The 17330-nt window shown below is 51.5% G+C and carries 12 protein-coding genes; 9 read left to right on the top strand and 3 right to left on the bottom strand.

What is annotated here, in order from left to right; genetic code table 11:
* The first annotated feature begins 329 nt into the window (after positions 1 to 329).
* The 5 genes from Q9L42_RS18595 to radA all read left to right on the top strand — a co-directional run bounded on the left by Q9L42_RS18595 (position 330) and on the right by radA (position 8823).
* A complete protein-coding gene (locus Q9L42_RS18595; protein ID WP_349431587.1) occupies positions 330 to 953 on the top strand; it encodes a DUF2202 domain-containing protein in 624 nt (207 codons plus the stop codon).
* Positions 954 to 1970: 1017 nt separating this feature from the next.
* Positions 1971 to 4643: a bifunctional acetate--CoA ligase family protein/GNAT family N-acetyltransferase gene (locus tag Q9L42_RS18590; protein ID WP_305910145.1), complete on the top strand. Its 2673-nt coding sequence runs from the start codon at positions 1971 to 1973 to the stop codon at positions 4641 to 4643.
* 330 nt (positions 4644 to 4973) lie between these two features.
* Entirely contained in the window at positions 4974 to 6368 is a 1395-nt protein-coding gene (dnaB, locus tag Q9L42_RS18585; RefSeq protein ID WP_349431586.1) for a replicative DNA helicase, read from the top strand.
* Positions 6365 to 7447, top strand: coding sequence for an alanine racemase (alr, locus tag Q9L42_RS18580; protein WP_305906905.1), 1083 nt, complete (start codon positions 6365 to 6367; stop codon positions 7445 to 7447). Before dnaB ends, alr begins: the two co-directional genes overlap by 4 nt.
* Positions 7447 to 8823 carry a DNA repair protein RadA gene (gene radA, locus Q9L42_RS18575; protein WP_349431585.1) on the top strand — a complete coding sequence of 459 codons (1377 nt, stop codon included), beginning with the start codon at positions 7447 to 7449 and terminating at the stop codon, positions 8821 to 8823. Before alr ends, radA begins: the two co-directional genes overlap by 1 nt.
* Here the strand turns inward: radA and Q9L42_RS18570 are convergent.
* The 3 genes from Q9L42_RS18570 to Q9L42_RS18560 all read right to left on the bottom strand — a co-directional run bounded on the left by Q9L42_RS18570 (position 8817) and on the right by Q9L42_RS18560 (position 11568).
* On the bottom strand, positions 8817 to 9197 hold the full coding sequence (locus Q9L42_RS18570) for a PilZ domain-containing protein (protein WP_305906906.1): 381 nt from the start codon (positions 9195 to 9197) through the stop codon (positions 8817 to 8819). The two genes, radA and Q9L42_RS18570, sit on opposite strands and share 7 nt — an antisense overlap.
* 2 nt (positions 9198 to 9199) lie before the next feature.
* Positions 9200 to 9832, bottom strand: a complete 633-nt coding sequence (locus tag Q9L42_RS18565; protein WP_349431584.1) for an FHA domain-containing protein — start codon at positions 9830 to 9832, stop codon at positions 9200 to 9202.
* Positions 9833 to 10323: 491 nt separating this feature from the next.
* On the bottom strand, positions 10324 to 11568 hold the full coding sequence (locus tag Q9L42_RS18560; protein ID WP_305906907.1) for an HlyC/CorC family transporter: 1245 nt from the start codon (positions 11566 to 11568) through the stop codon (positions 10324 to 10326).
* Positions 11569 to 11896: 328 nt separating this feature from the next.
* On the opposite strand from Q9L42_RS18560, the gene Q9L42_RS18555 reads away from it, so the two are divergent.
* The 4 genes from Q9L42_RS18555 to fliE all read left to right on the top strand — a co-directional run bounded on the left by Q9L42_RS18555 (position 11897) and on the right by fliE (position 17262).
* Complete coding sequence (locus Q9L42_RS18555; RefSeq protein ID WP_349431583.1) at positions 11897 to 13318, top strand: sigma-54 dependent transcriptional regulator; 1422 nt, start codon at positions 11897 to 11899, stop codon at positions 13316 to 13318.
* A 997-nt stretch (positions 13319 to 14315) separates the two neighbouring features.
* Complete coding sequence (locus Q9L42_RS18550) at positions 14316 to 15536, top strand: sensor histidine kinase (RefSeq protein ID WP_305906908.1); 1221 nt, start codon at positions 14316 to 14318, stop codon at positions 15534 to 15536.
* Positions 15523 to 16896: a sigma-54-dependent transcriptional regulator gene (locus tag Q9L42_RS18545; RefSeq protein ID WP_432648907.1), complete on the top strand. Its 1374-nt coding sequence runs from the start codon at positions 15523 to 15525 to the stop codon at positions 16894 to 16896. Before Q9L42_RS18550 ends, Q9L42_RS18545 begins: the two co-directional genes overlap by 14 nt.
* Before the next feature lie 60 nt (positions 16897 to 16956).
* Positions 16957 to 17262, top strand: coding sequence for a flagellar hook-basal body complex protein FliE (fliE, locus tag Q9L42_RS18540; RefSeq protein ID WP_305906910.1), 306 nt, complete (start codon positions 16957 to 16959; stop codon positions 17260 to 17262).
* The last annotated feature ends 68 nt before the right edge of the window (positions 17263 to 17330 follow it).

Raw genomic sequence — 17330 nt, 5'->3', positions numbered from 1 at the left:
ATAAACGAAGATGATTTATCGCAGCCATTAGCCTATGGAATTTAGGTGCTGGGTGAATACGTCCGTGGCAGCTAACAGCTCCTGCTTACCGCTGCACTTACACGTCCTTGTGCGGCGTAGGCTTGAGCGCGGCCATGCCGCGCACACTTCCTCCAGAGCTACCTGATACTGTCTTAACTCTTTGCAATATATGATTCTTTTATCCCGAACTGAGGTTAATACTTAAAGATGAAAGTGAGATCACCATCACAAAAACCGCAGAGTTTCTGTTGAAATATTTAGAATATAGTAATAATCTAATAATATATTTAACTATGTGGAACACTATGATGCATAAAATGAAATCTCCGCTTACCTCGATCATCAGTCTTTTGTTATTGATGCTGTCGATCAACGTCTACGCCGGTTCGAAAAATTCCGGCGTAGGCAGCCAGCCGCTTAGCGCCGCCGAAACGGAATCTCTGCTGTTTATGCGGGAAGAAGAAAAAATGGCCAGGGACGTTTATTTAACGCTATATGATTTATGGGATGATGAAGTTTTCGAAAACATTGCCGACTCCGAACAGGAGCATATGGATGCAATGGCATTATTGTTGGAAAAATACGATCTGTTAGATCCGGCGATTGACGGTATCGGCTTATTCAGCGATCCAGCTTTACAAGAACTCTATGATGAACTCGTTGCTCGCGGCGAAAAATCTCGAATGGAGGCGTTGTATGTCGGGGCGTTGATCGAAGAGATGGATATGCGCGACATTCAGGAGGCCATCGATGCCGCCGAACATGCCGACATCATCAGGGTTTATGAGAACCTATTGAAAGGCTCGCGCAATCATTTGAGGGCATTCGTCGGGAAAATCGAGGATGAGGGCTTGGTTTACGAAGCGCAGGTGTTGACTCAGGATGAAGTCGATGAGATTGTCGATTCGCCGATCGAAAGAGGCGGTTTGTAATCGGTCTTCCATGAAGAAAGCCGGGCGCTTTGCCCGGCTTTTCATCGAGAGTGTTGATCGTCGGCGTCAATTGCTACTCGGTCAGAGTCTAGGGCTACCTCATTAAATGAATGAGTGGCAAAACATAAAATGAACGTAATTATTCAGCGTAGTTTTATAAGAGGGAGTAGGCTATTGATTTATCGGGCTGTCTGCAACAGGACGTTGCAGTCAGAGCTTACATGGAAGTATTCACGCGTCCCGAGAAATCAATGGTCTACTCCCTAAACCCTGAAAGATACTGAATAGTTACAAATGAACAACAAATACGCCTAAAGTTAAGTTAAACGTGTAGAGTGTGCTGACGATAGGAAGCGCACCGGTTTTTGATGCGCTTCACGCTTTTCAATACATCCGAAGGCAAGACGGTGCTTTGCGTAGGAGCGCCGCCCTCGGCGCGAAAAGAGCCATTCGGCCCGAGGGCGGGCCTCCTAGTGCAGACTTTGGCGGAGCCGCGGCGCAAGTAGCCGCATGTCGCTATGAGAAATACAGATCAACGATGTCCTGAACGATTCAACCGTGACTAGAGTAAGTTAAACGTTTGGGGCGGGTTAAATAACCCGCCCCGCCCAGAGGGATGACGCGATATTAATCAATGAGTTGGTTCAGGCGCTTTTTAATGAGGGAGCCTCCCTGGGTCAGAGGCTTTGAGTTCTTGTCGCCGCTTCTCATTTATTGAATCTGCTGTCTCGTCAGGCGATTAATACGCTTGGCTGGTTGCTACCACTCGATCCTTCGGCTCCCGTATATCCTTGCTGTGGACTCCGCGCCGGATGCAGAGTTTGAATCAGCGATATCGTTAGACTGGTTGTTACGTTCTCAGGCGCTGAATACAGTCAGAATCGGCGTCGCTGAGATGATAAAATACCGCGCGATTGCTTCTTTAATCGTGAAGATTTCTCCGCGTTTGCTTAAATAATTCATGCTAAAGTGAGGAGCTTAAGTTAAGCTGGAATCGAACTGTTGCTAGAGGAAATCATGGGACCGCACTATCTAAGCGATTTTTTTCAGCCCAAGTCGGTGGCCATTATCGGCGCTTCCGAACGCGCCGACAGCGTCGGTTGCCACCTGTTGAATAATTTGCGTAGCGCCGGTTATCGCGGCCGTGTCTATCCGGTCAACGATAAGCATGCAACGATCAACGGCAGACCGGTTTATGCGGCCATAGGCGACATCGACGAGACGATCGATCTTGTCGTCATCGCGACTCCGGCGCAGACGATTCCATCGCTGTTGAAGCAATGCGCCGACCAGGGTATCCGCTCAGTGGTCATTTGCAGCAGTTTTCAGCGTCCCGGCATCGATGCGGAGGCTTTGCAACAGCAGCTATTGGCGCTGGTCAGACAAACCGGCATGCGCATCATGGGGCCGAATTGTTACGGTTTGGCCCGCCCTGCGAATTATTTCAATCTGACCTACGGCTATGATGAGATCAAAAACGGCGGCCTGGCCTTGTTGTCGCAATCCGGCGCAGTTTGCAGCGCGATCATCGATTGGGCTAGGTCGCAAGACATCGGTTTTTCCACCGTCGTTTCGATTGGCGATGCCGAGGATATCGATTTTGGCGAGGTGTTGGATTTTCTCAGCATAGACAGCCGCACGCGCAGCATCGTCATGTACGTGGAAAGCGTGCATAATGCGCGTCGTTTTTTAAGCGGATTGAAGGCGGCGGCCAGCCTGAAGCCGATTGTATTGATCAAAGCGGGACGTTACCAGTCCAGCGCTCAGGCGGTGATGTCGCACACCGGCAGGACCGTCGGCAGCGGCGATGTGTTCGATGCGGCCATCGCCAGAGCCGGCGTGGTCAGAGTCAACAGCATCGCCCAACTGTTTTCGGCGGCGCGCATTCTGGCTCACAATTACAGCTTGGTCGATAGCCGGTTGGCCATCATTACCAATGCCGGCGGTCCCGGCGTGATGTGTGCCGACCAGGCTGAGGAGGCCGGAATACAAATCGCCGAATTGTCAGCGTTTACCGTGGCTAGGCTCAAGCAAAGTTTGCCGGAAACGTGTCGTCTCGACAATCCGCTGAATCTGCAGGGGGATGCGAGCGCGGAGCATTTTCGTATGGCTTTGCAAGCGTGCCTGGCCGATACTAAGGTCGATGGGGTGTTGAATATCGTAACGCCGCAGGCATTGACAGAACCGACCCAGATCGCCGCGGCGGTAATTGATGAGGCCGCCATCAGCAGCAAGCCGGTGTTGGCGTCCTGGACCGGCGGCGAAAAAGTGCAGCCGGGCAGGGCCTTGTTCGCCTGCAGTAAGGTCGCTCACTTCAATACCCCGGAAGCGGCGGTCGATGCCTTTTCTTTTCTGGCCCAATACCGGCGCAATCAGATCCTGTTGAAACAGATTCCGCTGCCTTCCGCACAACAACCGGAACCGGATATTGACTCGGTTTATCGGATCATCGACGAGGCGCAGCGGCAAGGACGGCAACAGCTGAGTGTTTATGAATCCAAGCAAATTCTGGCGGCCTTTCATATTCCGGTTAATCAAACGGCCGTGACTAAGACGATCGGCGAGGCGCTGCAAGTGAGCGGCCAATTCCAATTTCCGCTGGCGCTGAAAATCGATATCCCGGAAGTGCGGCATAAAACCGATATCGGCGGCGTGCGCCTGAATGTCAATAATGTGCAGGAGCTGGCCGTGCAATACGCCGAGTTAAGCGCGCTGTTGGCGACGCGTTATCCGCATTTGGAGCAAATCAAGATCAATCTTGAGAGCATGGTGCAGTCGGCCAGTGCCCGTGAACTGATGGTTGGCATGGTGACCGACCCGGTATTCGGCCCGGCGGTCAGTCTGGGCATGGGCGGCACGTTGGTGGAAATTCTACAGGATAAGGTGGTGGCGTTGCCGCCGCTGAATCAATATATGATCGAACAAATGATTGCCGGCAGTAAGGCGGGGCGGTACCTGTGCCGATTTCGCCATTTGCCGGCCGCGAATAGTCAGGCCCTAGTCGAGGTGCTGTTGAACCTGTCGACCTTAGTCAGCGAAATCCCGGAGGTGATCGAACTGGAAATGAATCCGCTGATCGTCGATGAGGGCGGCGCCGTGGCCGTCGATGCGCAAATTAGAATCCAGGCGCAAAAACAACCGAGAAGCTATAGCCACATGGCGATACATCCTTATCCGCTGGAATTGACGTGGCATTACCAGCTGGCGAACGGGGTCCGCATCTGTATTCGCCCGATCAGGCCGGAGGATGCGGTGTTGGAGCAGGATTTTGTCAAGCGTTTGTCCGAACGCAGTCGATATTTTCGATTCATGCAATCGATCCAGGAACTGACGCCGGAAATGGTCGTGCGCTTTACCCAGATCGATTATGATCGGGAAATGGCGTTTGTCGTGGTCACCGAAGACGACAGGATGCCGAATGAGTTGGGGGTCGGACGTTATATGATCAACCCGGATGCGTATTCGGCGGAATTCGCCATCGTCGTGTCCGACGATTGTCAGGGCTTCGGCATCGGGGTCAAGATCATGAGCGCATTGATCGATGCGGCGCGGACTAAAGGCTTGAGGCAGTTAGAAGGCGAGGTGTTAACGGTCAACAAGGCGATGCTGTCGCTGGCTAAGAAACTGGGCTTCCGCATACAGCCGATTGAGGATGATTACGCCGTCGTCCGAGTGATTAAGGATTTGTAGAGCACGAGGAGCTTTTCAGCGAAATGTCAGAAAAGGGAGCGGTCGTTGATTTCTTATGCTGAAAAAAACATACTGAATAGTTACAAAAAAAGTAACTACTCACTCCCATTCGTAGGGTGGATAAGCGGAGCGCATCCACCGGGTCGGCATTTTTGGTGGATGCGCCCTTCAGGCTTATCCACCCTACATGCCCTGCCGCGTTCGATAAGTGGAGCTAGCAGTTACCGGAAAAATACTGAATAAATACGAGTAGGGTATAATAGCGTTTGCTTCTAAGCTCCATCGTCATGGCGTCTTGATGCATTACTTATTATTTGCAGTTTTAATGGTATGGCCGACATTTATTCAATCAATTCCGACTATGCAGTCGATTCTCTGAAAGTTCCCCCGCATTCGATACAGGCCGAGCAATCGGTCCTAGGCGGACTGATGCTAGACAATCAAACCTGGGACAATGTATCGGACAAGGTGTCTGAAGTGGATTTTTATCGTAAGGATCATCAATTGATCTTTAAGGCGATCGCCAAGCTGGCCGATAAACAGGAGCCCTTCGATGTCATCACCTTGTCAGAGGCGCTGCAGGCAACCGGCGAGTTAAAAGACATCGGCGGACTGGCTTATTTGGGCACGCTGGCCAAGGATACGCCCAGCGCCGCCAATATCGGCGCCTATGCCAATATCGTCAGGGACAAATCGGTGTTGCGCCAGTTGATTCATGTCGGTACCGAGATTGCCGATTCCGCCTTTAATCCCGAGGGTCAGGAAACCGCCGAATTGTTGGAAAATGCCGAACGGCATGTTTTCAAGATCGCCGAACAGCGACAACGCGGGCAGGGGGGCTTCAATTCGATCAAGTCTTTGCTCGCCGACGCGGTCGATAAGATCGAAACGCTGTTCGAAATGGAAGGAGACATTACCGGCGCCAGCACCGGTTTTAACGACTTAGATGACATGACGTCCGGCTTGCAGCCGGCCGATCTGATTATCGTCGCCGGGCGTCCGTCGATGGGAAAGACGACGATCGCGATGAATATGGCCGAAAATATCGCCATCCAGGGCGACAAGCCGGTGGCGGTGTTCAGTATGGAGATGCCTGGCGAAGCACTGGCGATGCGGATGATGTCGTCGTTGGGCCGCATCGATCAACATAAGGTCAGAACCGGCAAGCTTGATGACGACGAATGGCCGCGTTTGACTTCGGCGATCAATATGCTAGCGGAAACCAAGTTGTTTATCGACGACACGCCGGCGTTGACGCCGACCGAGGTGCGTTCCCGAGCGAGAAGGTTGGCGCGGGAGCACGGTCAGCTCGGCTTGATCGTTATCGACTACTTGCAGTTGATGCAGTCGCCTTCCAGCGGCGATAACCGAGTGCAGCAGATTTCCGATATTTCCCGGGGCCTGAAGGCGCTGGCCAAGGAACTGAATGTGCCGGTGATCGCCTTGTCGCAGTTGAACCGTAATCTTGAGCAGCGCCCCAATAAGCGGCCGGTCATGTCGGACCTGCGGGAGTCGGGCGCGATCGAGCAGGATGCCGACCTGATCGTGTTTGTTTATCGTGACGAAGTGTATAACGAAGATAGCCCCGATAAAGGCATTGCCGAAGTCATCATCGGCAAGCAGCGTAACGGGCCGTTGGGCACGGTGCGCTTGACCTTCCTGGGGCAATACACCCGCTTCGAGAACTTTGCCGGCGATCCCTATGGCAGCGAGGATTATGAATGATCCCGGCCGCTTATGCCCTGCTTAATCTCGATGCCTTAACTCACAATCTGCAAGTCGCCAAACAGCATGCCCCGGACGCCAAAATCATGGCGGTCATCAAGGCCAATGCCTATGGCCACGGTTTATTGCGTGTCGCCGAGGTGTTGCGGCGGCAGGTCGATGCCGTCGCGGTGGCGCGGGTGGATGAAGGCGTCAGGCTCAGGAAGGCCGGCTTTGATAAGCCGGTGACGGTGCTGGAAGGGTTTGTCTGTGCCGATGAGCTGAAACTGCTTGATCAATATGGTCTCGATGCGGTGATTCATTGCTTTGAGCAGATCGAGATGCTGCGGCAGCGACACGGTCCGGGGAAAATTTCGGTGTGGCTGAAACTGGATGTCGGCATGAATCGTCTGGGCTTCAAGGGCGCCGATTTTCATCAGGCTTATCGACATTTGCGGCAATGTTTCGGCATTAATCAGCCGCCGCGTCTGATCACTCATTTGGCCTATGCCGATGATTTAAACGATAGCAGGACCTCACCTCAAGTCGCGTTGTTCAATGAGGCGGTCAAAGACTATCCGGGCGAGCGAAGCGTCGCCAATTCGGCCGCGATTCTCGGCTGGCCCGACGCATTGGCGGATTGGGTCAGGCCCGGCATCATGTTGTTCGGCTGTTCTCCCTTTGTTGATCGGGAAGCCTGGCAATTGAATCTGAAGCCAGTGATGAGTCTGCATTCCCGGCTCATCGCCGTCAAACCCTTGGCGGCGGGGGAAGCGGTAGGATACGGCGGTGATTGGGTCTGCGAGAAGGCGACGCGACTGGGCGTCGTCGCGATTGGCTATGGGGACGGTTATCCGCGTTACGCCAAGTCCGGCACTCCGGTGCTGGTCAATGGCAAAGTCGTGCCGATGGTCGGACGCGTGTCGATGGATATGATTACCGTGGATCTGCAAAGCCAGCCGGACGCGAAGCCCGGTGACCCGGTGACCTTGTGGGGAGAGGGTTTGGCGATCGAAAAAATCGCCATGGCGGCCGATACGATACCTTATACCCTGTTGTGCGGCATTACCCAACGGGTGCAGATCATTGAGCGAGCATAATGGCTAAGAAACAGAAAACGGCCTTTGTTTGTAGCGAATGCGGCGCCGATTATCCACGTTGGGCAGGGCAGTGCACCGCGTGTGGCGAATGGAATACAGTCAAGGAAGTTAAACTCGGCTCCGTTGGCCGGCGGGAACATAAAGCCGGTTATGCCGGCGCGCATAGCGAAGTACAGTTATTGTCCGAAGTCAACCTGGCGCAGGCGGAAAGAATATCGACTGGCTTGGCCGAGTTTGACCGCGTCCTGGGCGGCGGTATCGTCAAGGGCAGCGTGGTGTTGATCGGCGGCGCGCCGGGCGCTGGCAAGAGTACGATCCTGTTGCAGGCGATCGCCAATATCGCCCTGCGTCAGGCCGCCGTGCTCTATGTCTCCGGTGAAGAGTCGTTGCAGCAGATCGCCGAACGCGCACACCGCCTCGGACTCAAGACCGAGGGCATCAAGATGTTGGCGGAAACCTCGGTGCAGCAGATTTGCTCGGTGATTGAGCAGGAGAAGCCGGAGGTGGTGATCATCGACTCGATACAGGTAATGTATACGCTGGATTCCGATTCCGCCCCCGGTTCGGTGTCTCAGGTCAGGGAATCGGCCAGTTATCTGACGCAATATGCAAAGCGTCATAACGTCAGCATCTTCATGGTGGGTCATGTGACTAAGGATCAGTCGTTGGCAGGCCCTATGACGCTGAGCCATATAGTCGATGCCCAGGTGGTATTGTCGTCGACCGACGATGCGCGTTTTCGTGTGTTGCGCTCGGACAAAAACCGCTTCGGTAGCGTCGGAGAATTGGGCTTTTTTGCAATGGAAAGCTCCGGTTTGAAGGAAGTCAAGAATCCGTCGGCGATGTTTTTATCGCGCGCCGATAAGGCGGCGCCGGGCAGCGTCGTGACGGTGTTATGGGAAGGTACGCGACCGTTGTTGGTGGAAATTCAGGCCTTGGTGACGGAAAGTCAGTATGGTAATCCCAGACGCCTGGCGGTGGGGCTCGATCAGAATCGACTGGCGATGCTGTTGGCGGTGTTGTCGCGGCATGGCGGCATTTTTACCGGCAACGATGAAATCTATACCAATGTCGTTGGCGGCATCAAGGTTAGCGAGACCAGTTCGGATCTGGCGATCATGGTGGGGGTCGTGTCTAGTCTGAAAGACAGGGTGATTCCTTATGATGCGGTTTTTTTCGGTGAAGTCGGGCTGAATGGTGAAATCAGACCGGTGGCGAACGGTCATGCGAGGTTGAACGAAGCGGCGAAGCATGGCTTTAAGCGGGCGGTGATTCCTAAGGCCAATAAACCGAAACACGCCGTCTCCGGTCTTGACATCAGCGCGGTGGCCAACATCCAGGATGCATTGGACGTACTGGCCGATCTTTATCAGTGAGTGTTGACTTCGGACAGAGACAATAAATCTCTCTCCAGCAGGGCGCTGTCACCGATATTGAGCTCAAGTAGTCGACGCAGTTCGGTGATGCTGTCCACGTCGATATGCTCACATTTAAAGCCGACTTCGTTGCCGATGACATGACTGACGCTGAGTTCCATGCTGATGCTGATGCTATCGGACAATTGCAGCGTCAACGTATGTAGTTGACCCAGTTCTTCGCTCCAGGGTCGATCAAAACTCAACAGACAGCCTTTTAGCGAAAGGTCCAGGGTCTTGCAGTGATAACTGCCTTGACTGCCGCTCAAGTTTGCGTCTGCGTCATATAAAATACGGTGAAAGCGGCGTTTATCTTCGTTTTTATCGAGATTCATCGTTACGTTTCGTTGGTAAAGAACTGCATTGAGATTTTATCGATGGTGATGACATCGTTATCATTGAGGCGGACCGAGTTGTCCGCGAGTGGCTGATTGTTGACTGCCAGGTTCTTGCTGCTTTCCAGTGCCGCGATGAAGTAACCTTCCTTGCGCCTAGAAATGACGACGACTCCCGATTCGTTGTTGCCGATCCGGGTCATGGTTTTTTTTAATGACAAAATTCTGCCGATATGCGGGCCGTTCATGACCTGTAAGTTTGCTTCCGCCGTTTTGATGTTATCCTCGAGCTTCTCATTCAGATAGTTGATATCCTTATCGCTGGCCTTGGTCGGCATGGTGATCGATTCGGTGTCGCTATAGACAATGGAATGCTTGCCGATATTGATGCGGTCATTATGTTGTAGAACGGCCTCTTTGGTCGGCGCGTTGTTGATGATTAACGGAAAATCGTCATTCAGCTGTTTAATGATGCAGCCATGGTCTTTAATGATGACAGCGGCATGAGCAGGGGCAACGGCGAGGCTATCAACGGTCACATCGTTGGTTTCATCGCGGCCTATATGTACAACCCCAGAATCAAAGATATCCGAGTTTATTGCTTTATCTTTAAAATAAACGGTAAATTTTGCCATTGTATTGGTGAAGTTATTCCTACTCAGGCTTTTAGTATAGACGTAAATTTTAAGCTTGCTAAGGAAATAGCGATCGAATCAGAATTTCCGAAAGCATAGTCTATGCGAGCGCAAGCAATCATAATCATGGATTGATTTTTAACGCAAATTGGTAATTACTCAGCAGTAATTCCCATATATGGAGTATTTTTGCGGTGTTTAGGGCATGGGGAGCGCCTGTCGAGGAGCGGCGTTCACCCAGCACCTAAATTATCCTGGAGTGTAAAATGTACTCCAAAAGCCGTGGAATTTAGGTGCTGGGGGCTAGACGGCGGACTCCCTGCCGCCGACATCCCGGCCAAACACACCCCAAATTCTCTTTGTTATCCATATATGGGAATTGCGGTGTAGAGATGCGCCCGGCTTTGTCGAGTCATTCTGAGGTTGGCGGCTCGGCGCAGCGATAACAGCAATTACAACGATTAAAAGCAGTAAAACCGGCGCGTGGCGACTTATTCAAACGGATGGAACTTAACCAGTTTGATCGTGTTTTCATCACGTTTGATAATTTCCAAGCGATAGCCATACAGGTTCACGCTGGTTCCGGGTTCCGGTATCGTTTCCATGAAGTCGATGATCAAGCCGTTCAGTGTCTTGGGACCTTCAATAGGCAGGTCCCAATGAGTGATGCGGTTCAATTCGCGCACCGTCACACTGGCGTCGACCAGGTAACTGCCATCCTTCTGAGGAGTCACATCGGCCTCTTCAATAATCAGTTCGCCGATCACCTCCTGTAATAAGTCGTCCAGCGTCACCAGTCCTTGCACATCGCCATATTCATCCACCACCAGGCCGATGCGCAATTTTTCCGCCTTAAAACACTGTATCTGCTTATGAAGCGGGGTGTTGACGGGGATGAAGAACGGTTTGCTCATCCGATCGGTGATGCATTGCTTGTCGAAGTCCTCGTGACTGGTTAACGATAACACATTGCGCAGATGTAAAAAACCGATGACACGGTCGATACTCTTCTTATAAACCGGTAACCGGGTATGGGGGCTGTTTTGCAACTGCTCGATAATTTTCTCAATCGATTCTTCCAAGTCGATGCCGACAATTTCATTTCTCGGCGTCATAATGTCTTCCACCGAGGCGGTTTCCATGTCGAGTATGCCCAGCAGCATGTTGCGGTATCGGGCCGGCATCAAATCTTCCGCATCGGAGACGATGCTTTTTAGTTCTTCTTTGTTCAGCGACTCCTCTTTGCTCTTGGCGACATTGATGCCGACGATTCTCAGCAACAGATTGGCGACCAGGTTGACCAACCAGACGACTGGATAAAAAATTTTCAGCAGCGGGGTATAAATCCATGCGGCCGGAAAGGCCATGATTTCGGGTTTGATGGCCGCCAGCGTCTTCGGCGTTACCTCGGAAAATATAAGCACCGCCAGGGTCAGCAGCGCCGCGGCGGCGGCAATCGCTTGTTCGCCGCCAATCCGGATAGCGATCAACGTCGCCAATGATGACGCGAGGATATTGACAAAGTTATTGCCTAAAAGAATTAGCCCGATCAAACGATCGGGCCTTTTCAATAAGCGACTTGCTTTCATTGCACCGCGATGCCTTTGCTTAACAAGGTGTTGTAAGCGGTAACGGTTGAGAGTCATCAAAGCGGTTTCAGAACCGGAAAAGAAAGCTGAAAGTATTAACAGGGCTGCCAAGATACCAAATAGTACGCCCAGGGATATGTCGTTCAAAGAAATGAAGCTCTAATTTTGTTAAACAGGTCTCTAGTTTCTATGCTAAGAAAAATTTGTCAAGTGCTCTAGGCTATAATGATTGAGGTCAAATCGAGGCTCTTTCTTTAAACGACATGAGCTAATTTTCGCAAGAGTTTAAATAAATTGGTGTTTTGACAATATCGGGTTTCGGTGCTTAACTTAATTGGCTGTACCAGTTCGTTGTATGGGAACGAAAATGCATGGGGTCGAACGCAGGGATTAAGGGGCAATCTTGACTTTGCGGTAAAGCGAGTCGGTTAGTATCGATACATGAACGGGTTTAATGATTAATGAGTGAAAACGGATGGCTTTGCCTAGTATTTTGTTAATTGATGATAATCAGCTGAGAAAACAGCAGTTTGAAGTCATTCTAAATTTTTTGCAGTATGACGTGGCAACGGTTGCGGCGATCGAATGCGAAGCATCTTTGAGCAATTTGCCGGGGGTGAGAGCGATTTTCATCGGCGGAGGCGACAAGCAGGGGGCGCTGGTTAAGTCGGTGACCGACCGTGTGACCGATATCCCGGTTTTTTTGCTGGTAGAAAGAGGCGCCTTGTTGCAGGTTTCCAGCGCCATTCATAAGCGGGTCGGTCAGGTATTGGAATGGCCGTCGACGTATCCGCTATTAAGTGAATTGTTGGCGACGTTGCCGCCGCCGAAAAAGCTTGCCGGAAGTTCAACTAAAAAAAGAGCCGATAAGGGTCTGGCGGGTAATAGCCGGGCGGTTCGACAGACCCGTGATTTGATTGATCAGGTCGCCGGCTCGGAAGCGACGGTATTGATTCTGGGGGAATCGGGAACCGGTAAGGAAGTGGTGGCTCAGGCCCTGCATCGACATTCTCATCGTAAAGATAAACCCTTTGTGCCAGTCAATTGCGGCGCGATCCCCGGCGAACTGCTGGAAAGCGAATTATTCGGTCATGAAAAAGGCGCATTTACCGGGGCTTTAACTTCCAGGCAAGGGCGCTTTGAAATGGCCGAAGGCGGCACGCTGTTTCTCGATGAAATCGGCGATATGCCTATGCCGATGCAGGTCAAATTGTTGAGAGTGTTGCAGGAAAGAACCTTCGAGCGTGTGGGTAGTAATAAAACCATGCATTGCGATGTCCGCGTGATTGCCGCGACGCATCGCCAATTAGAAGAGGAAATTAAAGAAAAACGCTTTCGTGAGGATCTGTTTTACCGTCTTAATGTCTTTCCGATTGAAGTGCCTTCTTTACGCGAGCGGGCGGAAGACATTCCTTTGCTGGTCCATGATTTAATTAACCGCATGGAGGCAGCCAATCGAGGAGGAGTGCAGTTGACCAATGCTGCGTTGGCGATGTTGATGCAGCACAATTGGCCCGGTAATGTTCGGGAGTTGTCCAATCTGATCGAAAGATTGGCGATCATTTATCCGAATAATCTGGTCGACGTCGCCGATCTGCCGGAAAAATTTCAAGGTTATCGGGTGCCGGAAGGCTGCGAGATCGAAAACTTGGTGCCGGAGCAGTCGCAAGCGACTGAGCAGGTGAAGGACGATGGCGGCGTTGAAGCATTGCTATCGGTATCTTCTCAGTTGCCGGAGCAGGGCATGGATTTGAAAGAATATTTAAGCGACTTGGAAAGCGGCCTGATTAAACAGGCCTTGCAAGAATGCAATGGCGTGGTCGCTCATGCCGCCAAATTATTGAATATGCGTCGTACCACGCTGGTGGAAAAGTTACGTAAATACGACCTGTCATGATCGCGTCGAAAAATTGACTCTTCCCGGTTTGAGCGTTTTTGCGGTGTTTAGGGCATGGGGTGTGTCTGTCGAGGAGCGCCGTTCACCCAGCACCTAAATTATCCTGGAATGTAAAATATAGTCCTGTAGCCATGGAATTTAGGTGCTGGGTAAACCCATCCATGGGGGCTTGACGGCAGCATCCTTGCTGCCGACATCCTCGCCAAACACACCCCATACCCTTTTTGAACGCCAAAGTGGGAATTGCTGCGATGAGCGCCGTAAATCACCTGGAATGGTAACTACTTATCCACCCTACATGCTGACCGCCATGGATGGCGGAAATGCCGATTTTGCCATAATGCCAAGGATGGCATGTAGTAGAGCAATGCAGGAGCAATTGCCGATAACGCCATGGAGGGCGTGTAGTAGAGCAATGCAGGAGCAATTGCCGAGGAGCAAAAATCGGCCCTGCCGCGTTCGATAAGTGGGCGAGCAGTTACCTGGAATGTAAAATATAGTCCAGTAGCCATGGAATTTAGGTGCTGGGAGAATATATCCCTATAGGCTTGGATGCGACATCCCTGTCGCATACACTTCTTCCGCAAGCAATTGAGAGTAAAAGAAATATTTTCTCAGTATCAAGCTGAATAGCTAGCTGTTTTGTAACTATTCAGTATCTTTCAGGGTTTAGGGAGTAGACCATTGATTTCTCGGGACGCGTTCACCCAGCACCTAAATAAACGACGATTATAAATCATTGCCAATAGTCTATGGTATTTAGGTGCTGGGTGAATACATCCATGGCAGCTAACAGCATCCTGCTTCGCGCGGCACTTGCACTTCCCTGTGCGGCGTAAGCTCTGACTGCAACGTCCTGTTGCAGACAGCCCGATAAATCAATAGCCTACTCCCTCTGATAAAAATACGCTGAATAATTACGCTGTTTTTTAGGTCATTAAATAATTGGTTTGATTTTTGCTTGACTGTTTTTGTCAGCTAAAAACTATGAGCGGAAATGACTACAGCCAATAAGCAACAAGCACAAAAAGCGGAGCGTCTGACCGATGCTTTCCGGCTCTTCAATCAGCTTTCCCAGAACCTGAGCGATTCCTACCAGGGTTTGGAAACTCAGGTGGCCAAATTGACTCAGGAATTGGCCGCGGCGCGCAGTGAACGTCTTAAGACATTGGTTGAAAAAGAGAAAATCGCGGCGCGACTGCAACAGATTCTGGCGGCTCTGCCGGCTGCCGTCGTCGTGCTCGATGCTGCCGAGCAGGTGATTGACTGTAACATGCTTGCCATCGATCTCCTTGGTGAACCGCTGTTGGGACAGGGTTGGGGAGGTGTCGTTCAGCGCAGATTGCTGCCGGTATTCGATACTCCGCATGAGCGTCAGTTATCTGACGGCAGGCGCGTCAATATCACCCGTAATGCTCTCGATAATGACAACGGACAGATCGTCTTGCTGTCCGATGTCAGCGAACTGCGTTCCCTGCAAGATATGCTGGCTCAGCAAAAACAGCTGTCGGCGATGGGGGAGATGGTCGCCAGCATGGCGCATCAGGTCAGGACGCCTTTGGCGACGGCGATACTCTATGCGTCGCAAATGAATAAGCCTGCCGTAACCGATGACAAGCGGCAGCGCTTCTCGCAAAAAATTCTGGAAAGACTGCATCATCTAGAGAGGCAGGTCAACGACATGTTGATTTTCGCTAAACAGGGCAGATTGACGATGGAGGTTTTTTCATTGCGTCATCTATTGGCGCGAATCGCCGAAAACATGGCTGAAATGGACATTGTATTTGATCTCGAAAATCGCTTGCCGGTGGATGACATGCTGGGTAATGAAGACGCCTTGCGCGGGGCATTGATGAATGTTCTCAATAATGCGGTCGAAGCTTGCGATCCTCGCGGTCGAGTCGAGATGACGGTTTCTCGACAGGATGAAGGCAGTTTGCAAATCAAGATTACCGATAACGGCGAAGGCATGTCGGCGCAACAGCAGCAACGTCTTTTTGAGCCATTTTTCACTACTAAGCTGAATGGCACCGGTTTGGGGTTGGCCGTTGTCGACAGCGTCGTTAAGGCGCATAGCGGCGCCATTCGCTGTTCTTCCACTCCTGGGCAGGGGACGACCTTTACCTTGGTCTTGCCTTGCATCAATCAATATTCATTCGCTTTGTCTAGCGCGACAGCTGTTGTTGAAAGAGAGGTAACAAATGATGAAACAGTATGATGTGCTGATCGTCGAGGATGATTCGGCTTTATCCGAGGCGTTATGCGACACCCTGGAAATCGAGGGTTATCGGGTGATGGCCGCGAACAATGGCACCGAAGCTTTAAGCAAGTTGGCAAAACACCGATTCAAACTGGTGGTCAGCGACGTGCAGATGCCGGTGATGGACGGTTTCCAATTGTTGCACAATATTCAAAGCCAGTATTCGGATGTTCCGGTATTGTTGATGACCGCCTTCGGCACGATACCGAAAGCGGTCGAAGCGATGCGTTCAGGCGCTGTCGATTATCTGATCAAGCCCTTTGAGGCGGCAACGCTGGTCGATAGGGTTGCCGGTTTCATGGCCCGGACGACTGAGTCGGTCAATGATGCTGTTATCGCCGACAACAAGATGAAGCAGTTATATGGGGTCACTGCCAAGGTGGCCAGAACCGATGTGACGGTCTTACTGCAAGGGGAAAGCGGCACCGGCAAGGAGGTTTTGGCCAGGTATATACATCAGCATTCGCCGCAGAGCGAGGGGCCGTTTGTCGCAATAAATTGTGCTGCAATTCCGGAAAACATGTTGGAGGCGATGTTGTTCGGCTATGAAAAAGGCGCTTTTACCGGCGCGGTGCAGTCGGCTGCCGGTAAGTTTGAACAGGCCCAGGGTGGCACCTTGCTGTTGGACGAGATTTCGGAAATGGAGTTGTCGTTGCAGGCTAAGCTGCTCAGGGTATTACAGGAAAAAGAAGTCGAGCGACTCGGTAGTCAAAAAAAGATCGCGCTGAATGTCAGGATTTTGGCGACGACTAACCGGAAATTAAAGGATTATGTCGAACAAGGGCGTTTCCGCGAGGATTTATATTATCGCCTTAGCGTTTTTCCACTTAAAATTCCACCGTTACGGGAGCGAGTTGGCGATATCCTGCCGCTGGCCATGGCGCTGTTGCATAAGCATGGCGGAGCCGGCAAGACTTTACCGGTGTTCACGCAGGAGGCCGTCGATAAAATGCAGCGTTATCGCTGGCCGGGCAATGTTCGGGAGTTGGAGAATGTCGTGCAGCGGGCCTTGATATTACAACAGCTGGGGCAAATCGGCGAAAATGAGCTGATCTTCGAGGAGCCGCACAACATGGACGAGCTCGTTGTGGTCGAATCCGTCGACGAGACTGAGCAAGACGATGAAACAAAAGAGGCGTATGCGCTGAACAGCTTGGGAGACGGGATCAGGTCGGCCGAGGAAAAGATTATTCTGAAAACGCTGAGCGAGGTGAACGGCAGTCGAAAGATGACCGCGGAAAAACTAGGCATCAGTCCTCGGACACTTCGCTATAAGCTCGCTCGAATGAAGGAATCGGGGGTTGCGGTTCCATGCTAAACTATTGGCACTGAAAAGTGCTTCGCCAATTGGCAGTAAAAGCTTTAATGAGTAAATGACATGACTGATATGAATGTTAATGAAGTATTGGCGCAGATGCGCGCCATGTCGATTGAAGCGGGCAGTAAGCCTCAACAAAACGATTCCGATTTTGCGGCGATATTGAAGCAGTCGATCGATACGGTCAATGAGACGCAAAAGGCTTCGGGGGAGTTGTCCAAGGCTTTTGAAACGGGAGATTCCGATGTCAGTTTAGCGGAAGTGATGATCGCATCGCAAAAGGCCAGCGTCTCGTTTCAGGCCATGGTGCAGGTGCGCAACAAGTTGGTCGAGGCCTATCAAGACGTCATGAATATGCCTATGTAAGGTGTAACTATTCAGCTTGATACTGAGAAAATATTTCTTTTCCTATCAATTGCTTGTGGAAGAAGTGT

Origin of the sequence: Methylomarinum sp. Ch1-1 (genome assembly GCF_030717995.2) — a bacterium.
GTDB lineage: Bacteria > Pseudomonadota > Gammaproteobacteria > Methylococcales > Methylomonadaceae > Methylomarinum > Methylomarinum roseum.
Note: the sequence above shows the minus strand (reverse complement) of the source record. Positions and strands in the feature narration are given on the sequence as shown.